Source organism: Streptacidiphilus carbonis, from assembly GCF_000787775.1.
Classification (GTDB): domain Bacteria; phylum Actinomycetota; class Actinomycetes; order Streptomycetales; family Streptomycetaceae; genus Streptacidiphilus; species Streptacidiphilus carbonis.
The window spans coordinates 1-17,050 of record NZ_BBPM01000079.1 but is presented as its reverse complement, the minus strand read 5'-3'; the positions used below and the strand labels follow the sequence as shown (position 1 = coordinate 17,050).

Annotated in this window: 14 protein-coding genes; 8 read left to right on the top strand and 6 right to left on the bottom strand. The window is 70.4% G+C overall.

The window, feature by feature from the left end:
• Nucleotides 1-197 precede the first annotated feature (197 nt).
• Nucleotides 198-1,187, bottom strand: a complete 990-nt coding sequence (locus TR46_RS34335; protein ID WP_042410122.1) for an MDR family NADP-dependent oxidoreductase — start codon at nt 1,185-1,187, stop codon at nt 198-200.
• Between the two features lie 96 nt (nt 1,188-1,283).
• Here TR46_RS34335 and TR46_RS34330 point away from each other — a divergent pair, with 96 nt between their 5' ends.
• Together TR46_RS34330 and TR46_RS34325 are read left to right on the top strand one after the other, a co-directional pair.
• Nucleotides 1,284-2,255, top strand: coding sequence for a helix-turn-helix transcriptional regulator (locus TR46_RS34330; protein ID WP_042410121.1), 972 nt, complete (start codon nt 1,284-1,286; stop codon nt 2,253-2,255).
• 130 nt (nt 2,256-2,385) lie between these two features.
• On the top strand, nt 2,386-2,913 hold the full coding sequence (locus tag TR46_RS34325) for an STM3941 family protein (RefSeq protein ID WP_236655649.1): 528 nt from the start codon (nt 2,386-2,388) through the stop codon (nt 2,911-2,913).
• A gap of 41 nt (nt 2,914-2,954) precedes the next feature.
• Here the strand turns inward: TR46_RS34325 and TR46_RS34320 are convergent, their stop codons facing one another.
• Together TR46_RS34320 and TR46_RS34315 are read right to left on the bottom strand one after the other, a co-directional pair.
• On the bottom strand, nt 2,955-3,323 hold the full coding sequence (locus TR46_RS34320) for a hypothetical protein (RefSeq protein WP_042410117.1): 369 nt from the start codon (nt 3,321-3,323) through the stop codon (nt 2,955-2,957).
• A 274-nt stretch (nt 3,324-3,597) separates the two neighbouring features.
• Nucleotides 3,598-5,118, bottom strand: a complete 1,521-nt coding sequence (locus TR46_RS34315) for an MFS transporter (RefSeq protein ID WP_042410116.1) — start codon at nt 5,116-5,118, stop codon at nt 3,598-3,600.
• 171 nt (nt 5,119-5,289) lie between these two features.
• Here TR46_RS34315 and TR46_RS34310 point away from each other — a divergent pair, with 171 nt between their 5' ends.
• Entirely contained in the window at nt 5,290-6,303 is a 1,014-nt protein-coding gene (locus tag TR46_RS34310; RefSeq protein WP_042410114.1) for an RNA polymerase subunit sigma-70, read from the top strand.
• A gap of 159 nt (nt 6,304-6,462) precedes the next feature.
• Here the strand turns inward: TR46_RS34310 and TR46_RS34305 are convergent, their stop codons facing one another.
• Both TR46_RS34305 and TR46_RS34300 read right to left on the bottom strand, forming a co-directional pair.
• A complete protein-coding gene (locus TR46_RS34305; protein WP_152626849.1) occupies nt 6,463-7,167 on the bottom strand; it encodes a class F sortase in 705 nt (234 codons plus the stop codon).
• A gap of 148 nt (nt 7,168-7,315) precedes the next feature.
• Nucleotides 7,316-7,744, bottom strand: a complete 429-nt coding sequence (locus TR46_RS34300) for a GVDTG sorting domain-containing protein (RefSeq protein ID WP_152626848.1) — start codon at nt 7,742-7,744, stop codon at nt 7,316-7,318.
• An 810-nt stretch (nt 7,745-8,554) separates the two neighbouring features.
• Between TR46_RS34300 and TR46_RS34295 the strand changes: the two genes are divergently transcribed.
• Nucleotides 8,555-10,615, top strand: a complete 2,061-nt coding sequence (locus TR46_RS34295; protein ID WP_042410104.1) for a phosphocholine-specific phospholipase C — start codon at nt 8,555-8,557, stop codon at nt 10,613-10,615.
• Nucleotides 10,616-10,781: 166 nt separating this feature from the next.
• Here TR46_RS34295 and TR46_RS34290 read toward each other — a convergent pair whose 3' ends face one another.
• The gene (locus TR46_RS34290) at nt 10,782-11,807 is read right to left on the bottom strand and encodes a LacI family DNA-binding transcriptional regulator (RefSeq protein WP_042410102.1); all 1,026 of its coding nucleotides are present in this window, start codon (nt 11,805-11,807) and stop codon (nt 10,782-10,784) included.
• A 221-nt stretch (nt 11,808-12,028) separates the two neighbouring features.
• Between TR46_RS34290 and TR46_RS34285 the strand changes: the two genes are divergently transcribed.
• The 4 genes from TR46_RS34285 to TR46_RS34270 all read left to right on the top strand — a co-directional run bounded on the left by TR46_RS34285 (nt 12,029) and on the right by TR46_RS34270 (nt 17,031).
• Nucleotides 12,029-13,285: a sugar ABC transporter substrate-binding protein gene (locus TR46_RS34285; protein WP_042410100.1), complete on the top strand. Its 1,257-nt coding sequence runs from the start codon at nt 12,029-12,031 to the stop codon at nt 13,283-13,285.
• An 87-nt stretch (nt 13,286-13,372) separates the two neighbouring features.
• Nucleotides 13,373-14,365, top strand: a complete 993-nt coding sequence (locus tag TR46_RS34280; RefSeq protein WP_042410097.1) for a carbohydrate ABC transporter permease — start codon at nt 13,373-13,375, stop codon at nt 14,363-14,365.
• Nucleotides 14,362-15,213, top strand: a complete 852-nt coding sequence (locus TR46_RS34275; RefSeq protein ID WP_042410094.1) for a carbohydrate ABC transporter permease — start codon at nt 14,362-14,364, stop codon at nt 15,211-15,213. The genes TR46_RS34280 and TR46_RS34275 overlap by 4 nt, the downstream gene beginning before the upstream one ends.
• 54 nt (nt 15,214-15,267) lie before the next feature.
• On the top strand, nt 15,268-17,031 hold the full coding sequence (locus TR46_RS34270; RefSeq protein WP_042410092.1) for an amylo-alpha-1,6-glucosidase: 1,764 nt from the start codon (nt 15,268-15,270) through the stop codon (nt 17,029-17,031).
• Nucleotides 17,032-17,050 lie beyond the last annotated feature (19 nt).

Sequence of the window (17,050 nt, the reverse complement as noted above, 5' to 3'; positions counted from 1 at the left end):
GCTTCGTCCTGTCGAGCGCACACGGAACATGCGGCACTCCAGCGACAAAGCGACGCACCGCTCCGATGTGTCACAGCTGGTGCACAGCCGAATGGCTGAAGATCCACTTGCCCCAGCATGTACATGCAGGCAGAACGGGTGTCCACGATCGAGAACTTGACTTGATCTATGCGGAACCTGTGACTGGGAGAGGACGGTCACGACAGCCGCACCGAGACGTTGCCTCGGTAGGAACCCTGGAGCAGCGCGAGGAACGCCCGCGGCACGTCCTCCACGCCGCCCTCGACGACCGTCTGCGGGTAGCTGAAGCGGCCCTCGCCCAGCCACGTGCTGAAGTGCTTTATCCAGGCCGCGATCTGATCGGGCGTGTGGTAGCAGGAGAACGGCAGCAGCTCGATGCCCCGCGCCTCGGCCACCGCGCGGTCCGGCTTCGGGAAGCGCTCGGCCGCGTCGCCGAGCTGGCTCGACAGTGAACCGCACAGGGCGAACCGCGCCCCGGGCCGGGCCGTTTGGAGCGCGGCGTCGTACTGCTCGCCGCCCACAACGTCGAAGAACACCGAGATGCCCTCGGGCGCGAGTTCGCCCAGCCGGTCGGCCACGGAGCCGCCGTGGTAGTCGAACGCGGCGCTGTAGCCGAGCTCGTTGACGAGGTAGTCGACCTTCGCCGGGCTTCCGGCACTGCCGATCACCCGCGCCGCACCGAGACACCTGGCGATCTGCCCGGCCAGCGAGCCGACCCCGCCCGCCGCACCCGAGACGAACACCACATCGCCCGGGCCGACGGCCGCCACATCGGCCATCCCGTAGTAGGCGGTCGGCCCCTGGCCGAGGTGGTAGCCGGGGTCGGGGAAGAGCCCGCGGTCGAGCTTGACGTACCCGGCGGAAGGACCCGCCGAGTACTCGCTCCAACCGGCCATCGACTGGACCAGGTCGCCGACCGCCAGTTCGGGGCTGTCGGACCGAACCACCGTGCCGATGGCGGCGACCCCTACCCGGCGGCCCGGCTGCCAGGCCGGCACGGGGAGGGTGCAGTCGGCCCGCATCAGCTCCAGGTACGTCGCGGCGAGTCCCACCTGGTCGGTCCGCACCAGGACCTCGCCATCCACCTCGGTCGTGGCGACGGTGAAGTGGTCGAGTGTCGGGACGCCGCTGATCTGCGCGGCGAGCTGGATCTCACGGGTGATCATTTCCTTGGTCCTCACATCGTCCGGTACGGCCTTCGAGATCGACCCTAGGGACACTTCCGGCCACTTTCCGACCGGAAGCCGAGACAGTATTCCGGTATGGCGAACACCAGCTCACGCACCCTCAAACTGCTGTCCCTGCTGCAGACCCACCGCCACTGGCCCGGCCTGGAACTGGCCGACCGGCTCGGAGTCTCCGAGCGGACCCTGCGCCGCGACGTCGACCGGCTGCGCGAGCTCGGCTACCCGGTCAGCGCGGCCCGGGGCACGGACGGCGGCTACCAGCTTGCGCCCGGCGCCGTCCTGCCCCCGCTGCTGCTGGACGACGAGGAGGCGGTGGCGCTCGCGGTGGGGATCGGCGACGCGGCACAGAGCAGGATCGCGGGAATGGAGGATGCGTCCCTGCGCGCACTCACCAAGGTGGTGCGGGTCCTGCCGCCCCGGCTCAGGGCCAGGGTGGACGCCCTGCGCGCGATGACCGTCTCCGCTGCCGCGTCCGGGCCGGTCGTCGCAGCAGGGGTGCTCACCGCGGTCGCCCAGGCATGCCGGGACGAGGAGCGGCTGCGGTTCGGCTACACGTCCAGGGGCGGCACGCCCACCGAGCGCGAGGTCGAACCGCACCGAGTCGTTGCCCTCGGCGGGCGCTGGTTCCTGGTCGCCTACGACCTGGACCGCCAGGACTGGCGCAGTTTCCGCCTCGACCGGCTGAGCGGGCCGGCCGCGACCGGCACCCGCTTCCGGCCCCGTCTGCTCCCGGCAGAGGACGCCGTGGCCTTCGTCCGGACAGCGAGCGGGGCCCCGGCTCCGTACACGGTCGAGGTGCTCGTCCACGCGCCGTCCGCACGGGTGCGGACGGCGGTCGGCCAGTGGGGCACGATCGAGCCGCTCGACCCGGACAGCTGCCGGCTCACCATGACTTCGACCTCCCTCGACTGGCCGACCCAGGCACTGGGCAACGTGGGCGCCGAGTTCGAAGTACTGGGGCCACCGGAGTTCGCCGCGCACGTCCAGGAGTGGGGCGCCCGGTTCCTCCGGGCCACCCGTGCACCAGACCGGCCTACCTCGACGTAGCACCGCGTACGCCCCCTGCGGGGGCTCAGCTCCGAGAGGCGGACCGGCGGCGGGATTTTGTGCGACCTGGGGCCCTTCCGCGGGCAGATGGCTTCCGCCGGCAGGCCGTCAGGTCCTATTGTCTCGGCCTGTGATCGAGAACAGCGTTTCGCTTCCTCCGACGGTCTACGCGCTCGCGAAGGGACGTGTGTCGGCCATGCTGGCCGGGTCTGTGCTCTTCGTTGTCGTGGGTGTCGTGTTCCTGGTGGTCCACAGCACGGTGAAGATGACCGCCGCGGGAGCACTGTCCGTTGCGTTCTTCGGTTTCTGCACGGTGCTCATCGCCCGTCGGCTGCTGGGCGGCAAGGCTGAGCTGGTGCTGGACGACGCGGGAGTGGAGCATGCGGCGCTGGGCCGCTTCGGCTGGGACGAGATAGCCGCGGTGCGGATCCGCGAGCAGCGGGTGCGCAGCACTTCGCAGCGGTTCATCGAGCTGGTGCTGCACGATCCGCAGGGCTACCTGGCCCGCGCACCCAGGCTCGTGCGCAGCACCGCGTCGATGAACGCGCGGCTGGGCTTCGGTCCGGCGAACATGCCCGTGAACACCTTGCCGGTGCCGCCCGAGGCGGTCCTGGGCGAGATGCTGCGCCGGTGCCCGAGACTGGCAGCGAACCCTTGAGCGTGCCCGGACCGCCGGAGCTGCCGTCACAAGTCGTGGGGCTACGGGTTGAACAGGTCGTCCGAGAAGCCCGCCGCCTCCAGCAGTACGTCCTCGGCCATCCACAGCGACACCGTGGCGATCGCGAGGGCGCGATCGATGAAGCAGTTGCTCGGGATCTCAAGCGGTTCGTCGAGCTGGACGGTCTGCCACGTCCGGTCCGCACGGTGCGGGTCCCGAGTGACGGTCTGGGAGAAGTCGGCGTAGTGAGCGATCGCCCAGCGTGCTGGACCGACAAAGAGGTTGAGCGAGTTCTCAGGCACGTCCGCCCCGTGTGAGAGTGCCATGCCTGCCAGCCGATCCCCGCCTTCCGCGAGGTAGAGCTCCGCGGCCTGGTCCGCCAGTGTCACCACCTCGTCGACGCCGGCCACGGGTCGACCGATCTCCGTGCAGGTGCTGGGGTGCCAGTAGCTGAGGTAGAAGGCTCTTCCCGCCCCTTGATCCTTCAAGTCGCCTCCGATGAGGATCCGGCGTGCGTCGGATCCGCCCGGATCCGACGCAGCACCTCTCGGATCTCGTCCGTGGTGACCAACTTATCCCCCCGTCGTCCTGAACGGTCAGCAGGACCTCCGGGACCTGGTTCGCCAGCGCCTCCGACGACGGATGAGGACATCGGACGGGCTGCCACCGGGCCGGGAATGACGATCAGTCAGCGGCGACCTGCGCCTGGGGCTCCCGATTCGACTTGGGCTCCTGGTTCAACGCCGTCGCTGCGGCCTGGCTGAGTTCGGTGCGCCGGACCAGCAGGAACGCGACCGGGACGGCGGCCAAGGCGATCAGCCCGCTGACCCACAGGGCCCGGTGGAACCCGTCGGTCAGTGCGGCCGCCGCACTGAGATTGTGGCCATGCCCCATCAGGAACCGCGACCGCGCAGCCGCCACCGTGGAGGCGACCGCGATGCCGATCGCCCCGCCGAGCTGCTGCGAGGTGTCGATGAGCCCGGACGCCACTCCGGCGTCCCGGTCGGTGACCCCGGCCAGTGCCCCGATCGACACCGGAATGAAGGCCCAGGTGACCGCGCCGGTCACGAAGAACGGGCCGGCCAGGTTGCCCCGGAAGCTCCCGTCCGTCGGCGCCTGCGCCGCCCACAGGATCCCGGCCCCGACCATCGCCATCCCGATAGCCATGACCAGCTTCGCGGACGCCCGGGTGACCAGGATCTGCGCCGGCCCGGCGAGCACGATCCCGGTGACCGACGTCGCCAGCCATGCGACGCCCGTCTGCAGCGCGGAGTACCCGAGCACCTGCTGCATGTAGAGCGTGCCGACGAAGATGAAGCTGTAGAAGCTCGCCCCGAGCAGGAACCCGACGGCATTGGAACCGGCCAGTGTCCTGAGCCGGAACAGCCGCAGCGGCAGCAGCGGCGCCTCGTTCCGGGCCTCGATGACCAGGAAGGCGATCAGCAGGACCGCCGAGGCCGCCAGCAGCCCCAGCGTCCGGGTGGCGGTCCAGCCGTCGGTGGGCGCCTGCGAGATGGCGTCGACCAGGATGACCAGGCCGGCGGTCACGGTGAGCGCGCCCAGCGGGTCGTACCGGCGCCGGGCTCCGGCGAGCCGGCTCTCGGGCACCATCCTGCGCGTGAGCGACAGGACCACCGCGGCGACCGCGACGTTCAGGTAGAAGATGTACTGCCAGCCGGCGTACCGGGTGAGCACGCCGCCGGCCATCAGGCCGACCGTGGCGCCGCCGGCTCCGATGGCGCCCCACAGTCCGAGCGCCTTGTTGCGCTCGGCGCCCTCGCTGAACATGGTCGTCACGATGGAGAGCGCCGCCGGCAGCAGCATCGCCGCACCCATGCCCTGGGCGCCCCGCATGACGATCAGGAAGGTCTGGTCCGTGGCCAGGGCGCAGGACAGGGAGGCCGCTGCGAACAGCGCCGTCCCGCTCATGAACAGCCGACGCCGGCCGAGCAGGTCCGCCGCCCGTCCACCGAGCAGCATGAACCCGCCGAAGGTGAGAGCGTAGGCGGTGACCAGCCACTGCAGGTTGGACTCCGCGAAGTGGAGTTTGGTGCCGATGGTCGGCAGCGCGACGTTGACGATGGTCAGGTCGACCGTCGTCATGAACGCGGCGACGGCCAGCAGGGCGAAGGCCCGCCATCGCCCTGTCACCGTGTGGTCCGTGGTGCTGGTCCCCACTGCTGGTAGTTGGTCCTGCGCGGCCATGGGTGCCTCCGTCGGTCGGTGTTCCGGTCCTCACGGGTTGAAGCCCCGCCGCCGCGGAGAAATCGCCGCCGGATCGCCGATGAATCCGGGCCGCCGTCGGTGTTGCATCAGCAGTAGGCCCATTGGTGAGCTGGCCTGTTCCAGCTGGCTCGATGAAAGGACAGTCCAGCCATGACCGAGACCGCCGAAGCGACCCTCGCCCTCGCCCGGGCCGGCGACGGCGACGCCTTCCGCGAACTCGTCGCCCCTTACCGGGCCGAGCTGCTGGCGCACTGCTACCGGATCCTCGGCTCGTTCCACGACGCCGAAGACGTGCTGCAGGAGGCGCTCCTGGCCGCGTGGGGCGCGCTCGGCCGGTTCGACGGCCGGGCACTCCGGGCCTGGCTCTACCGGATCGCCACCAACCGCTGCCTGAACTATCTGAGGGGCGCGTCGCGCCTACCGCAGGCCGCCGAGCTGCCCGCTGCCCGGCCCGACCAGTTCATGGGCCGGACCGCGACATCGACGTCCCCCGAGCCCTGGTGGCTCGAGCCCTTCCCGGACACGCTGCTCGCGGACCCGGCCCCCGGCCCGGAAGCCCGGTACGACACCCGGGAGTCGATCGCGCTGTCGTTCGTGGCCGGCCTGCAGCATCTGCCGCCCCAGCAGCGCGCCGTACTGATGCTGCGTGACGTGCTCGGTTTCTCCGCCGCCGAGACCGCCGACATCCTGGACACGACTCCCACCGCGGTCAACAGCGCGATCATCCGCGCCCGCGCCGGCCAGCGCCCCCAGCGCGACCTCCATGACGTCCCGCTGCCGAACTCGCCGGCCGAGACCGCCGTCGTCGAGCGCTTCGTGGATGCCCTCGAACACTTCGACGTCGACAAGCTTGTGGCGGTCCTGACCGACGACGCCCGGCTCACCATGCCGCCGGAGCCCGCCGAGTTCCACGGACCGCCGGCGATCACCCGGTTCCTCCGGAGCCTGCCGTTCTGGGGACAGGAGATCAAGGTCGTCCGGACCCGGGCGAACGGCCAGCCGGCACTCGTCTACTACGCCGCCGACCCCGTGTGCCCGATCTGGCGGGCCGTGGGACTCCTCGCGCTCGCCCTCGACGGCGATCAGGTGTGCGCGCTCACCCGGTTCGGAGAGGCGGGATTGCTCGACCACTTCGGACTCCCCCGCGTACTGCCCAGGGAGTGATGCCGAACAGCGCTTTCCGGGGACAACCTCCCCCGGGCTCACCTGGTGGGACCCCACCGACGGGCTGACCGCCCGCGGTGGCGCGTACGAACTCGGCCTGGCGATCCACTGGACGCCGGCCGCGGCCCGGCGGCGATAACCTCCCAGCTGTCCGCGCCCTCAATGGCGGGTGTGCGCCTTCGACGTCAGGTGGGCGAAGACCACCACGTTGCCCAGGTACTCCTGGCGGGATTTGGAGAAGCCGGCGCCGCAGGTGATCAGGCGCAGTTCGGGGCGGTTCACGTTGCCGTAGACCTTGTTGCTGGGGAAGTCGCTTGCGGCGTAGGCCTCGACGGCGTCCACCGTGAACACGGCGGTGGTGTGGTCCGCGCGGTCCACGTCCACGGCCGTGCCCTTCCTCAGCGCGCCCAGGTTGTAGAAGACCGCCGGTCCGGCCTGGGTGTCGACATGGCCTGCGACGATCGCGGTGCCGACGGCTCCGGGCGCCGTGCCGGCCGCGTACCAGCCGGCCAGGTTCCGGTTGCTGTCCGTCGGCGCGGCCAGATGGCCGCTGGGCAGCAGGGCCAGGGCGGTGATCGGGGCGCTGACGGCGATGGCCGGGATCCGCACCCGCACCGGTACTGCGGGAGACATCGGTGCCGGCGGGGCCGGTGCCCTGGAAGGCACCCGCGCGACGCTGCTCGGGTAGCTGGGCGCTGCGTCGGTCGCGGTGAATCCCTGGGCGGCCGTGGGCTGGGGCGGGGGCCCGGGCTGGCTCAGCCCCTTGCTGATCAGCAGTCCGCCGGCGCACAGCGCCGCGATCGCGGCGACGGCCGACACCCTGTTGCGCAGGCGCGGTGAACGGCGGGTGTCAGGGCGCTCCATCAGCGGGTTCCTTCAGGTGATGGGCCGGCCGGATCGTGGCCGGGGCCGGTGCGGGTCGCGGCCCGGTGCCCGCCAGTACGGCTGCCGTTCGCCCCGGGTGGAGCCGCTGCCGTACGGGCGGGCACCGGGTGCCGGCATCGGCCTGTCGTCAGGCCTGGTCGCCGGCGTTGTTGCGGCGACGCAGGGCCACCGCCCCCAGCGCGACCGCGGCGATCAGGCCGCCGCCCAGCGCCAGGTCACGGGTGGCAGTGCCGTTGCTGGTGCTGCCCACTCCGGTGTGCACCGTGCCGACCGGCGACTTGGTCGCCCGGCACACCCGCACCGCGTCCGAGGTCGCCAGGTTCGCGTCGTTCTGCAGGGTGGCCAGGTTCTGCTGCTCCGCGGCGCCCGGGTGGCCGCCCGCCTTGACCTGCGCCTTGAAGGACGCCAGCGCGGCGTCGAAGGCGGCCTCGGCCTTGTTGGCGGCCGTGGTGGCCTTGGAGCAGGCGGCGCTGGTATCGGCGGGCGCGGCGTGCGCGGCCGGGACGGACAACGCGAGGGTGGCACCGAGCACAGCCGTACCAAGAACAGTCGACATCGGACGCATAAGGGACTTTCCTCCGGCAGCCCAGGACGCGGTGCCGATGCACCGCAGCCGACCCCGGGCTCATGAACCCAGACAAACCCGACCTTTCCCCCTCCGCACGCCGACATCCTCCCGCGCGCCACGGAGATCAGGATCGGCCGACCGGAGATCTGACGAACCAGCAGGTCAGAGCATGATGACCCATCAGCCGACCGGACCCCGACCGGAAAGCCGAACGAGTGACAGGACGTCAGAGCCGAGCCTCCCGCCTCACCGCACCCGCCGCCGTGACACATTCCCGGCTCCCAGCACCGATCGCCGAGCCCGCGTCGGGAACTGCGGGAGCCACGCCTCGCGAAACAGGGGGCTGATTCCCTCCGCGGTCTTGACGCTGGGTTAATTAGTTTGGATCCTAGTGCAACTAATCCCAATGCGACTGATGCATGACAAGACAGGGCGGAAAGAGTGCGCGAGAGACCAGGCAGGACACGCTCGGCACGCTTTGGTCGGAGACAGGCCGTGGTTCTCGCGGCAGCCTGTGGGCTACTCGGCATGACGACGCCGACACGCGCGGCACCCCTGCCCCGGACCATCCCGACCGCCGGCCCGACACCACCTGGCGCTGCAACGACAGCCCGACCGGCGTGAACGCCACCGCGCGTGCCACCGGCCACGGCCACTCGCTCCGGTCCTTCCAGGTGTACGGCAGCGGACTGCAATTCGCCCCGCGTACGTCAAGCCGCCATGGAATAGCCAACGAGAAGCTGTCCGGACAAGTTGTCCTTGATCGCGACCCGACAACCCCCACGAACGAGGTTGCTGATGCCTGACTTGAACCGCCGCCGTTTTCTCCAACTCTCCGGCGCCACCGTGGCGTTCACCGCGCTGTCGCAGAGCGTCGCACGCGCCGCCGCCATCGCACCGCAGGGCACCACCGGCACGATCCAGGACGTCCAGCACATCGTGGTCCTCATGCAGGAGAACCGCTCCTTCGACCACTACTTCGGCTCGATGAAGGGCGTCCGGGGCTTCGGCGACCCGCGGCCGGTCACCCTGCCCAGCGGCAAGTCGGTGTGGCACCAGACCACCAGCGGCAACAAGGAGGTGCTGCCGTTCCGGCCCCAGGTCGACAACCTGGGCCTGCAGTTCGTGCAGGACCTCAACCACGACTGGGCCGGCACCCACCAGGCCTTCGACAACGGCAAGTACGACAAGTGGGTCCCGGCCAAGTCCCCCACCACCATGGCCTACCTGACCCGCCAGGACATCCCCTTCCACTACGCGCTGGCGGACGCCTTCACCGTGTGCGACGCCTACCACTGCTCGCTGATGTCCTCCACCGACCCCAACCGCTACTACCTGTGGACCGGCTACACCGGCAACGACGGCACCGGCGGCGGCCCGGTCCTCGGCAACCAGGAGGCCGGCTACAGCTGGACCACCTACCCCGAGCGGCTGCAGCAGGCCGGCGTCCCCTGGAAGGTCTACCAGGACATCGGCGACGGCCTGGACGCCGCCGGCTCCTGGGGCTGGATCAGCGACGCCTACCGCGGTACCTACGGAGACAACTCGCTGCTGTACTTCGACAACTACCGCAACGCCCAGCCCGGCGACCCGCTCTACGACAAGGCCCGCACCGGCACGAACGCCGCCGCCGGCGACGGCCTGTTCGACCAGCTCACGGCCGACGTCAAGGCCGGCACCCTGCCCCAGGTCTCCTGGATCGTCGCCCCCGAGGCCTACACCGAGCACCCCAACTGGCCCGCCAACTACGGCGCCTGGTACATCTCCCAGGCCCTGGACGCGCTCACCTCCAACTCCGACGTCTGGGCCAGGACCGCGCTGTTCATCACCTACGACGAGAACGACGGCTTCTTCGACCACGTCGTGCCGCCGTTCCCGCCCTCCGGCGCCGCCCAGGGCCTGTCCACCGTCCCCACCTCCGCCGACTACTTCGCCGGCAACGCGAGCTACGGCGCCGGGCCCTACGGACTGGGCCCCCGGGTGCCGATGCTGGTCGTCTCGCCCTGGAGCACCGGCGGCTACACCTGCTCGGAGACCTTCGACCACACCTCGGTGATCCGCTTCATGGAGCAGCGCTTCGGCGTCCAGGAACCGCACATCTCCCCCTGGCGCCGCGCCATCTGCGGCGACCTCACCTCCGCGTTCGACTTCACCGCCACCGACGCCACCGCGCCTGCACTGCCCTCGACGACGGCATACCTGCCGCCGGACCACAACCGCCACGCCGACTACGTGCCCACCCCGCCCGCTACCGGCAGCCTGCCCAAACAGGAGCCCGGCGCCAGGCCCACCCGCCCGCTGCGCTACGCGCCCTACGTGGACGGATCGGCCAACACCAGCGCCGGCACCTTCAAGCTCACCTTCAGCGCGGGCGCCACCGCCGGAGCACAGTTCCTGGTGGTCGGCGCCAACCGCACCGACGGCCCGTGGACCTACACCGCCGAAGCCGGCAAGACCGTCGCGGACACCTGGAACACCGCCTACTCCAAGAACGTCACCGACCTGACGGTCCACGGTCCCAACGGCTTCCTGCGCCGCTTCCGCCACCCCGGCAGGACGGCCGGTCCCGAGGTGACGGCCCGTCACAACACGACCACCGGCAACCTGGACCTGACCTTGACCAACGCGGGCAGCACGAGCGCCGTGCTCACCATCTCCAACGCCTACAGCGGCTCCCCGCTGACCGTCACCGTGGCCAAGGGCGCCACCGTGACCCGCACCCTGGACCTCGGCGGCTGCCGCAACTGGTACGACGTCAGCGTCACGATGACCGGCCAGGCCGACTTCGTCCGCCGCCTCGCCGGCCACGTCGAGACCGGCACCCCGGGCCTGTCCGACCCGGGCATCATCACCACCTGACGCGGGGCTGCCCCGGTAGGCGGCAGGGGGCGGTGGCGAACGCCGGAGTGGGCAGGTCCAAGGTGAGCCGCGGACGGAAGGCCGCAGCCGGCCCGTCGCGGTCGGTCACCGCGCCCCTGCGGACGGCTCCGCCGCCCCCGAGGCGACCGCTGCGGGCGGCAAGCCGTCAGGGTTCGCGGTGCGGGACGGGTGCGGCGGCGGTGCTGTGGCGCAGGGTGATGGGCGGGCTCATCAGCAGGTGCTGTGCGGGCGCGGTGGGGTCGCTGATGCGTTCGACCAGCAGGGACATGGCCTGGGTGGCCATGTCGGCGGTGGGCACGTCGGCTGCGGTGAGGGCCGGGCGGAAGTCCTCGGCCCAGTGGCTGGCGACGATGCCGGTGATGGAGAAGTCGCGCGGGACGCTGCGGCCGGCCTGGTCGAGGGCGCGTTGGACGCCGGGCAGGGCCGCCTCGTTCACGGTGGCCAGCGCGGTGATGCCGGGGTCGTTCGCGAGGAGTTCGGCGATGCACTCCTGGCCGGAGCGGGCGTCGTCGCCGCAGAGGAGTTCCACGCCCTTGAGCCCGTGCTCCTCGACGGCGCGGACGAAGCCGGCTCGGGCGCGGTGGCTTGGTCCGTAGCCGGTGGCGACCAGTTCGGGCGAGCGGTTGAGCAGCGCGATACTGCGGTGGCCCAGGTCGGCGAGGTGGCGCACGCAGTGGCCGATCAGGCCGGCGTAGTCGATGTCGACCCAGCACATCTGCGGGTCGTTCGCGGGGTGGCCGATGCCGACGAAGGGCATCCGGGCGTCGCGCAGGCGGTCGACGCGGGCGTCCTCGATGCGGATCTCCATCAGCAGGACCCCGTCGACCCGGCTCTCGGAGACCAGGCGCTCGAAGCTGCGGTCGTGGTCCCCGCCCGAGGGCGACAGCAGTACGTCCAGGTCGACCTGGGCGGCGGCCTCCACCACGCTGCCGACGAAGTCCAGCTGCATATGGGTGAGCCGTTTGCTGGCCGGGGGGATGACCAGGCCGATGGTGCGGGTGCGGCCCTCGGCCAGAGCCCGGGCGGAGGCGTTGGGGCGGTAGCCGAGTTCGTCGATGACGTCCTGGATGCGGCGGCGGGTCGCGTCGGAGACCTGCCGCTTGCCGCTGAGGGCGTAGGACACCGTGCTGCGTGAGACGCCTGCGCGCCGGGCGATCTCGCCGATGTTCATACCGCTCCCTTGTGGCCCCGACATGGCGGTCATCCTACGGTACGCGAACCGGTTCGACTACATCTGTCGAAACTCTTGACTCGATCTCGCTGCCGCCTTAGGTTCCCTGTCGAACCGGTTCGCGCAACCGGTTCGACATCTCCGCGCAACGCATCCATGAGCACGACAGCTCGCATCCTCTGCCCCTGCGACGACGCAGGCCGGAAAAGGGACAACGCGCCATGAACAGATCCACGCCCCGCAGAATCGCCCTCGGCTCCGCCGCCGTCGCGGTCGTCCTCACCGGCGTCGCCGCCTGCGGCTCGTCGGCGTCCTCCTCCGGTTCGTCCGGCTCCTCCGGCTCCTCGGCCCAGGGCACCTACACGATCTGGGACCCCTACCCGCAGTTCGCGGCCGGCTCGGCCTGGGAGAAGCTGCTGGACAGCTGCGGCACCAGCGCCGGTGTGAAGATCAAGCGCACCGCCTTCGACACCACCGACCTGACCAACAAGGAACTGCTGGCCGCCCAGCAGGGCAACTCCCCGGACGTTCTGATCGTCGACAACCCGGTGGTCTCCACCCTGGCCGACGCCGGTGTGCTGACCAGCACCGAGGAGAACAAGGTCGACACCTCTCAGGTGGAGCCGAACCTGCTGGCCGCCGGCCAGAGCGGCGGCAAGACCTACGGGACACCGATCGGCGCCAACACCCTGGCGCTGTACTACAACAAGAGCGTCCTCAAGGCGGCCGGGGTGGACCCCGCGTCGGTCAAGGACTGGGCCTCGCTGACCGCGGCGCTGGCCAAGGTCAAGGCCGCGGGCAAGAAGGGCATCACCTTCTCCGCGATCGGTACCGAGGAGGGCAGCTTCCAGTTCCTGCCCTGGTACTGGGGATCCGGCGCCCAGCTGACCGACCTGACCTCGGACCAGGCCGTGTCCGCGGTGACTCTGTGGAAGGACTGGCTCAAGGACGGCTATGCGCCCAACTCGGTCCTCAACAACACCCAGACCACCAGCTGGCAGGAGTTCGCCACCGGCCAGTACGCCTTCTCCGAGAACGGCACCTGGCAGTTGGCCAACGCCAAGAAGGCCGGCTTCGACTACGGCATCATGGCCGTCCCGGCCCAGAACGGCGGCACCGCCCCGGCACCCACAGGCGGCGAGTTCGTCACCGTCCCGGTCCAGAAGGACACCGGTCGCTACTCCGCCAGCGACAAGATCGTGTCCTGCCTGACCAGTTCGGCCAACCTGCTGGCCACCGACACCACCCTGTCCTACATCGCACCCACCAAGGCCGGGCAGGACACCCAGTCCTCCACCGACCCCGACCTCAAGGTCTGGGTGCAGGCCGTGCAGGCCGCCAAGGGCCGCACCTCGGACAACCTGGGCACCAAGTACCCCAAGATCTCCGAGCAGTTGTGGGGCGCGGTGCAGGCGGCACTGACCGGATCCAAGTCGCCCAAGGACGCGCTGACGGCCGCTCAGGCCGCCGCCAAGTAAGCCCGTACACCCCCAGTACGCAGACCGACGCCCAGGCGCCGCCGCACTCCACGGCGGCCGCCCGGTCCACAAAGGACAACACCGCCGATGAACGAACGCTCACAACTGGCGGAGGCCTCGTCCGGGCCGACCCGGCGGGGGGCGGCCGCCACCGCCCCCTCGCCGGGCACCCCCCGCACAGCGGGCCCACCCCGCAAGTCCCGCTCACAGCAGTGGGCCGCCTGGGGGTTCCTGGCCCCGGTAGTGCTCTACCTGGCCGCCTTCTACGCCTATCCGCTCTACCGCAACGTCGACCTGTCCCTGCGCAACTACACCGTGCGCTCCTTCGTGCAGGGCGACGCCCCCTTCACCGGACTGCAGAACTACAGCACCGTCGTCCACGACCCCACCTTCTGGCCGGCGCTGCTCCACACCGTGATCTTCACAGCCGTCTCGCTGCTGTTCCAGTACTCCATCGGACTGGCCCTGGCCGTCTTCTTCACCCGGCACTTCCCGCTGTCCGGCACCCTGCGGGCACTGTTCCTGGTGCCGTGGCTGCTGCCGCTGATCGTCTCCGCGTCCACCTGGTCCTGGATGCTCAACAGCGACTCCGGCGTCGTCAACGCCGCCTTGCACGCAGTCGGGATCGGCCAGGTCGACTGGCTTACCTCGCCCACCTGGACCCTGGTCTCGGTCACCGTCGCCAACATCTGGATCGGCGTGCCGTTCAACCTGGTCGTCCTGTACAGCGGACTGCAATCGATCCCCGACACCCTCTACGAGGCGGCAGCGCTGGACGGCGCCAACGCCTGGCAGCGGTTCCGGCACATCACCTTCCCGCTGCTGCGCCCCGTCTCGGCGATCACCCTGCTGCTCGGGCTGGTCTACACGCTCAAGGTCTTCGACATCATCTGGATCATGACCAAGGGCGGCCCCAGCGACTCCTCCACCACCTTCGCCACCTGGTCCTACAAGCTCGGCTTCGGCAACCTGCTGCCCCAGTTCGGGCCCGGCGCCGCCGTCGGCAACCTCCTGGTCCTGATCGCCCTGGCCTTCGGACTCGTCTACATCCGCGCCCAGAAGAAGCAGGCCGGCTCATGAGCACCCACACCGCACCGCGTACGCGCACCGCAGCGCGCAACCGCACCTGGAGCAAGACGGCGCTGGGCGTGCTGTTCACCGCGGTCATGCTGTTCCCGGTCTACTGGATGGTCAACGTCTCGCTGACCCGCGACCAGAACATGCGCAAGTCCACCCCCGACCTGGTGCCGGTGCACGGCACCCTGGAGGGCTACCGGCTGGTCCTGCACCAGCAACTCCCCTACCTGGGCACCAGCCTGGTCATCGGGCTGGGCAGCGTCGTCCTGACGGTGGCCCTGGCGGCACCGGCCGGCTACGCGCTGGCCAAACTGCGGCCGCGCGGCGGCGGCCTGCTCGGCTTCCTGATGCTGGTGGCCCAGATGATCCCCGGCATCATCATGGCGATGGGCTTCTACGCCACCTACCTCAGCCTCGGCTTCCTGGACTCGGTCCCCGGCCTGATCATCGCCGACTCCACCCTGGCCGTCCCCTTCGCCGTGCTCATCTTCACCGCCTTCATGTCCGGCATCCCCCGCGAACTGCTGCAGGCCGCCCAGATCGACGGCGCCGGACCGATCCGCACCTTCTGGTCCATCGTGCTGCCGATGAGCCGCAACGCCGTGGTCACGGTGTCGCTGTTCGCGTTCCTGTGGTCCTGGTCCGACTTCGTCTTCGCCAGCACTCTCGACAACGGCGGCGCCCACCAGCCGATCACCCTGGGCATCTACCACTACATCGGCAACAACAACCAGCAGTGGAACGCCATCATGGCCACCGCCGTGGTGGCCTCGATCCCCGCCGCACTGATCCTCGTCCTCGCCCAGCGCTACGTCGCCGCAGGCGTCGCCACCGGCGCGGTCAAGGACTAGCGGCCATACCTTCGCACCGCTGCCAACGCCCCATCACACGAAGTGAGCTCTGCCTTGACCGACTCCGCCCACGGCCCGACCTTCGACCTCACCTCCATACCGTTCAGCCACTACGGGTCCTGGTTCAGCCTCTCCCCGGTCACGGCCCTGCACACCCGCTCCCGCGACCTGCACCTGGTCTCCCACAAGAACGGCATGCACGCCGTCCTGCGACTGCTCCCGCTGGAGCCCGGTACCGGGGAGCACGCCGAAGCGGACTGGCAGCCGACCCCCGGCATGCTCACTGCCGCCGCCGACCGGGGCCGCATCGACATCGTCTACGCGGACGCCACCACCCTGCGCCTGCGCGGGCGGGGACTCGACCTCACGATCACACCCGCCGCAGGTCGGCTCACCCCGTTCACCGGCATCTACTTCTACCGCGACCCCGCCGACGGCTCCTACCAGTTCAGCTCCTACGAGACCGGACGCCGCTACCGCGTCACCGTCCTGAGCGGCACCGCACGCGACATCACCGGCGCCGAGGGCCTGGCCGAGACGGAGCGCAGCCTGACCCTCCACGGCGACACCCAGTGGGAGGCGGTACTGGAGGAACTGGACAGCGCCCGCCGCCCGTACGCCCCGTCGCTCGACTTCACCACCACCGCCGACCGGGCCCGGCAGGCCTTCGACGACTTCGCCGCAGGCCTGTCCACCCCGCCGGCCGCCGACGCGCCCGCCGCCGACCTGGCCGCCTATGTGCTGTGGTCGGCCACCGTCCGCCCCGAGGGCTTCGTGACCCGCCCCGGAGTGCTGATGTCCAAGCACTGGATGGACAAGATCTGGAGCTGGGACCACTGCTTCAACGCCCTGGCCCTGGCTCCCTCAGCCCCCGACCTCGCCTGGGACCAGTTCCGACTGCCGTTCGACCACCAGGACGAGACCGGAGCACTGCCCGACTCCGTCACCCACTCGGAGGTCCTCTACAACTTCGTCAAGCCCCCGATCCACGGCTGGGCCCTGCACCGCCTGCGCCGGCGCCTGCCCCGCCCACTCGACCACGAGCAACTGGAGACGGCCTACCAGCACCTCAAGCGCTGGACCCGGTTCTGGCTGGACGCCCGACGCGCCCCCGGCCAGGTCCTGCCCTACTACCAGCACGGCAACGACAGCGGCTGGGACAACGCCAGCACCTTCGACCAGCACCGCGTACTCACCACCCCCGACCTGGCCGCGTTCCTGGTCCTGCAGCTCAAGGAACTCGCCGCTCTGGCCGGGGAACTCGGCCACACCGCCGACGCCGCCGAGTCCACCACCACCGCCGACACCGTGCTGGACGCCCTGCTCACCGAACTGTGGGACGGCCGGCGGTTCCTGGCCCGCTCACCGCACACCGGCGCCACCTCCCACAGCCGCAGCCTGCTCGATCTGATGCCGATCGTCCTGGGCGAGCACCTTCCTGCGGACGTCAGCGCCACTCTCGCCGACGGGATCGCCGCCCACCTCACCGAGCACGGACTGGCCACCGAACACCCCGACTCCCCCCACTACGAACCGGACGGCTACTGGCGCGGCCCCATCTGGGCCCCCTCCACCGTCCTGATCGAGGACGGCTTGCGACGGGCCGGCCACACCGACCTCGCCGACACCGTCAGCACGCGCTTCCGCCGCCTGTGCGAACACTCCGGCTTCGCCGAGAACTTCGACGCCCGCACCGGCCAAGGACTGCGCGACCGCGCCTACACCTGGACCGCCGCCGGCTACCTGCTCCTGGCCGACGACCACGCCCACCGCACCACCGCAGCCCAAGCGGCCTCGGACGGCGTATCCGTCCACTGACCCCCGCCCAGCCCCGCCC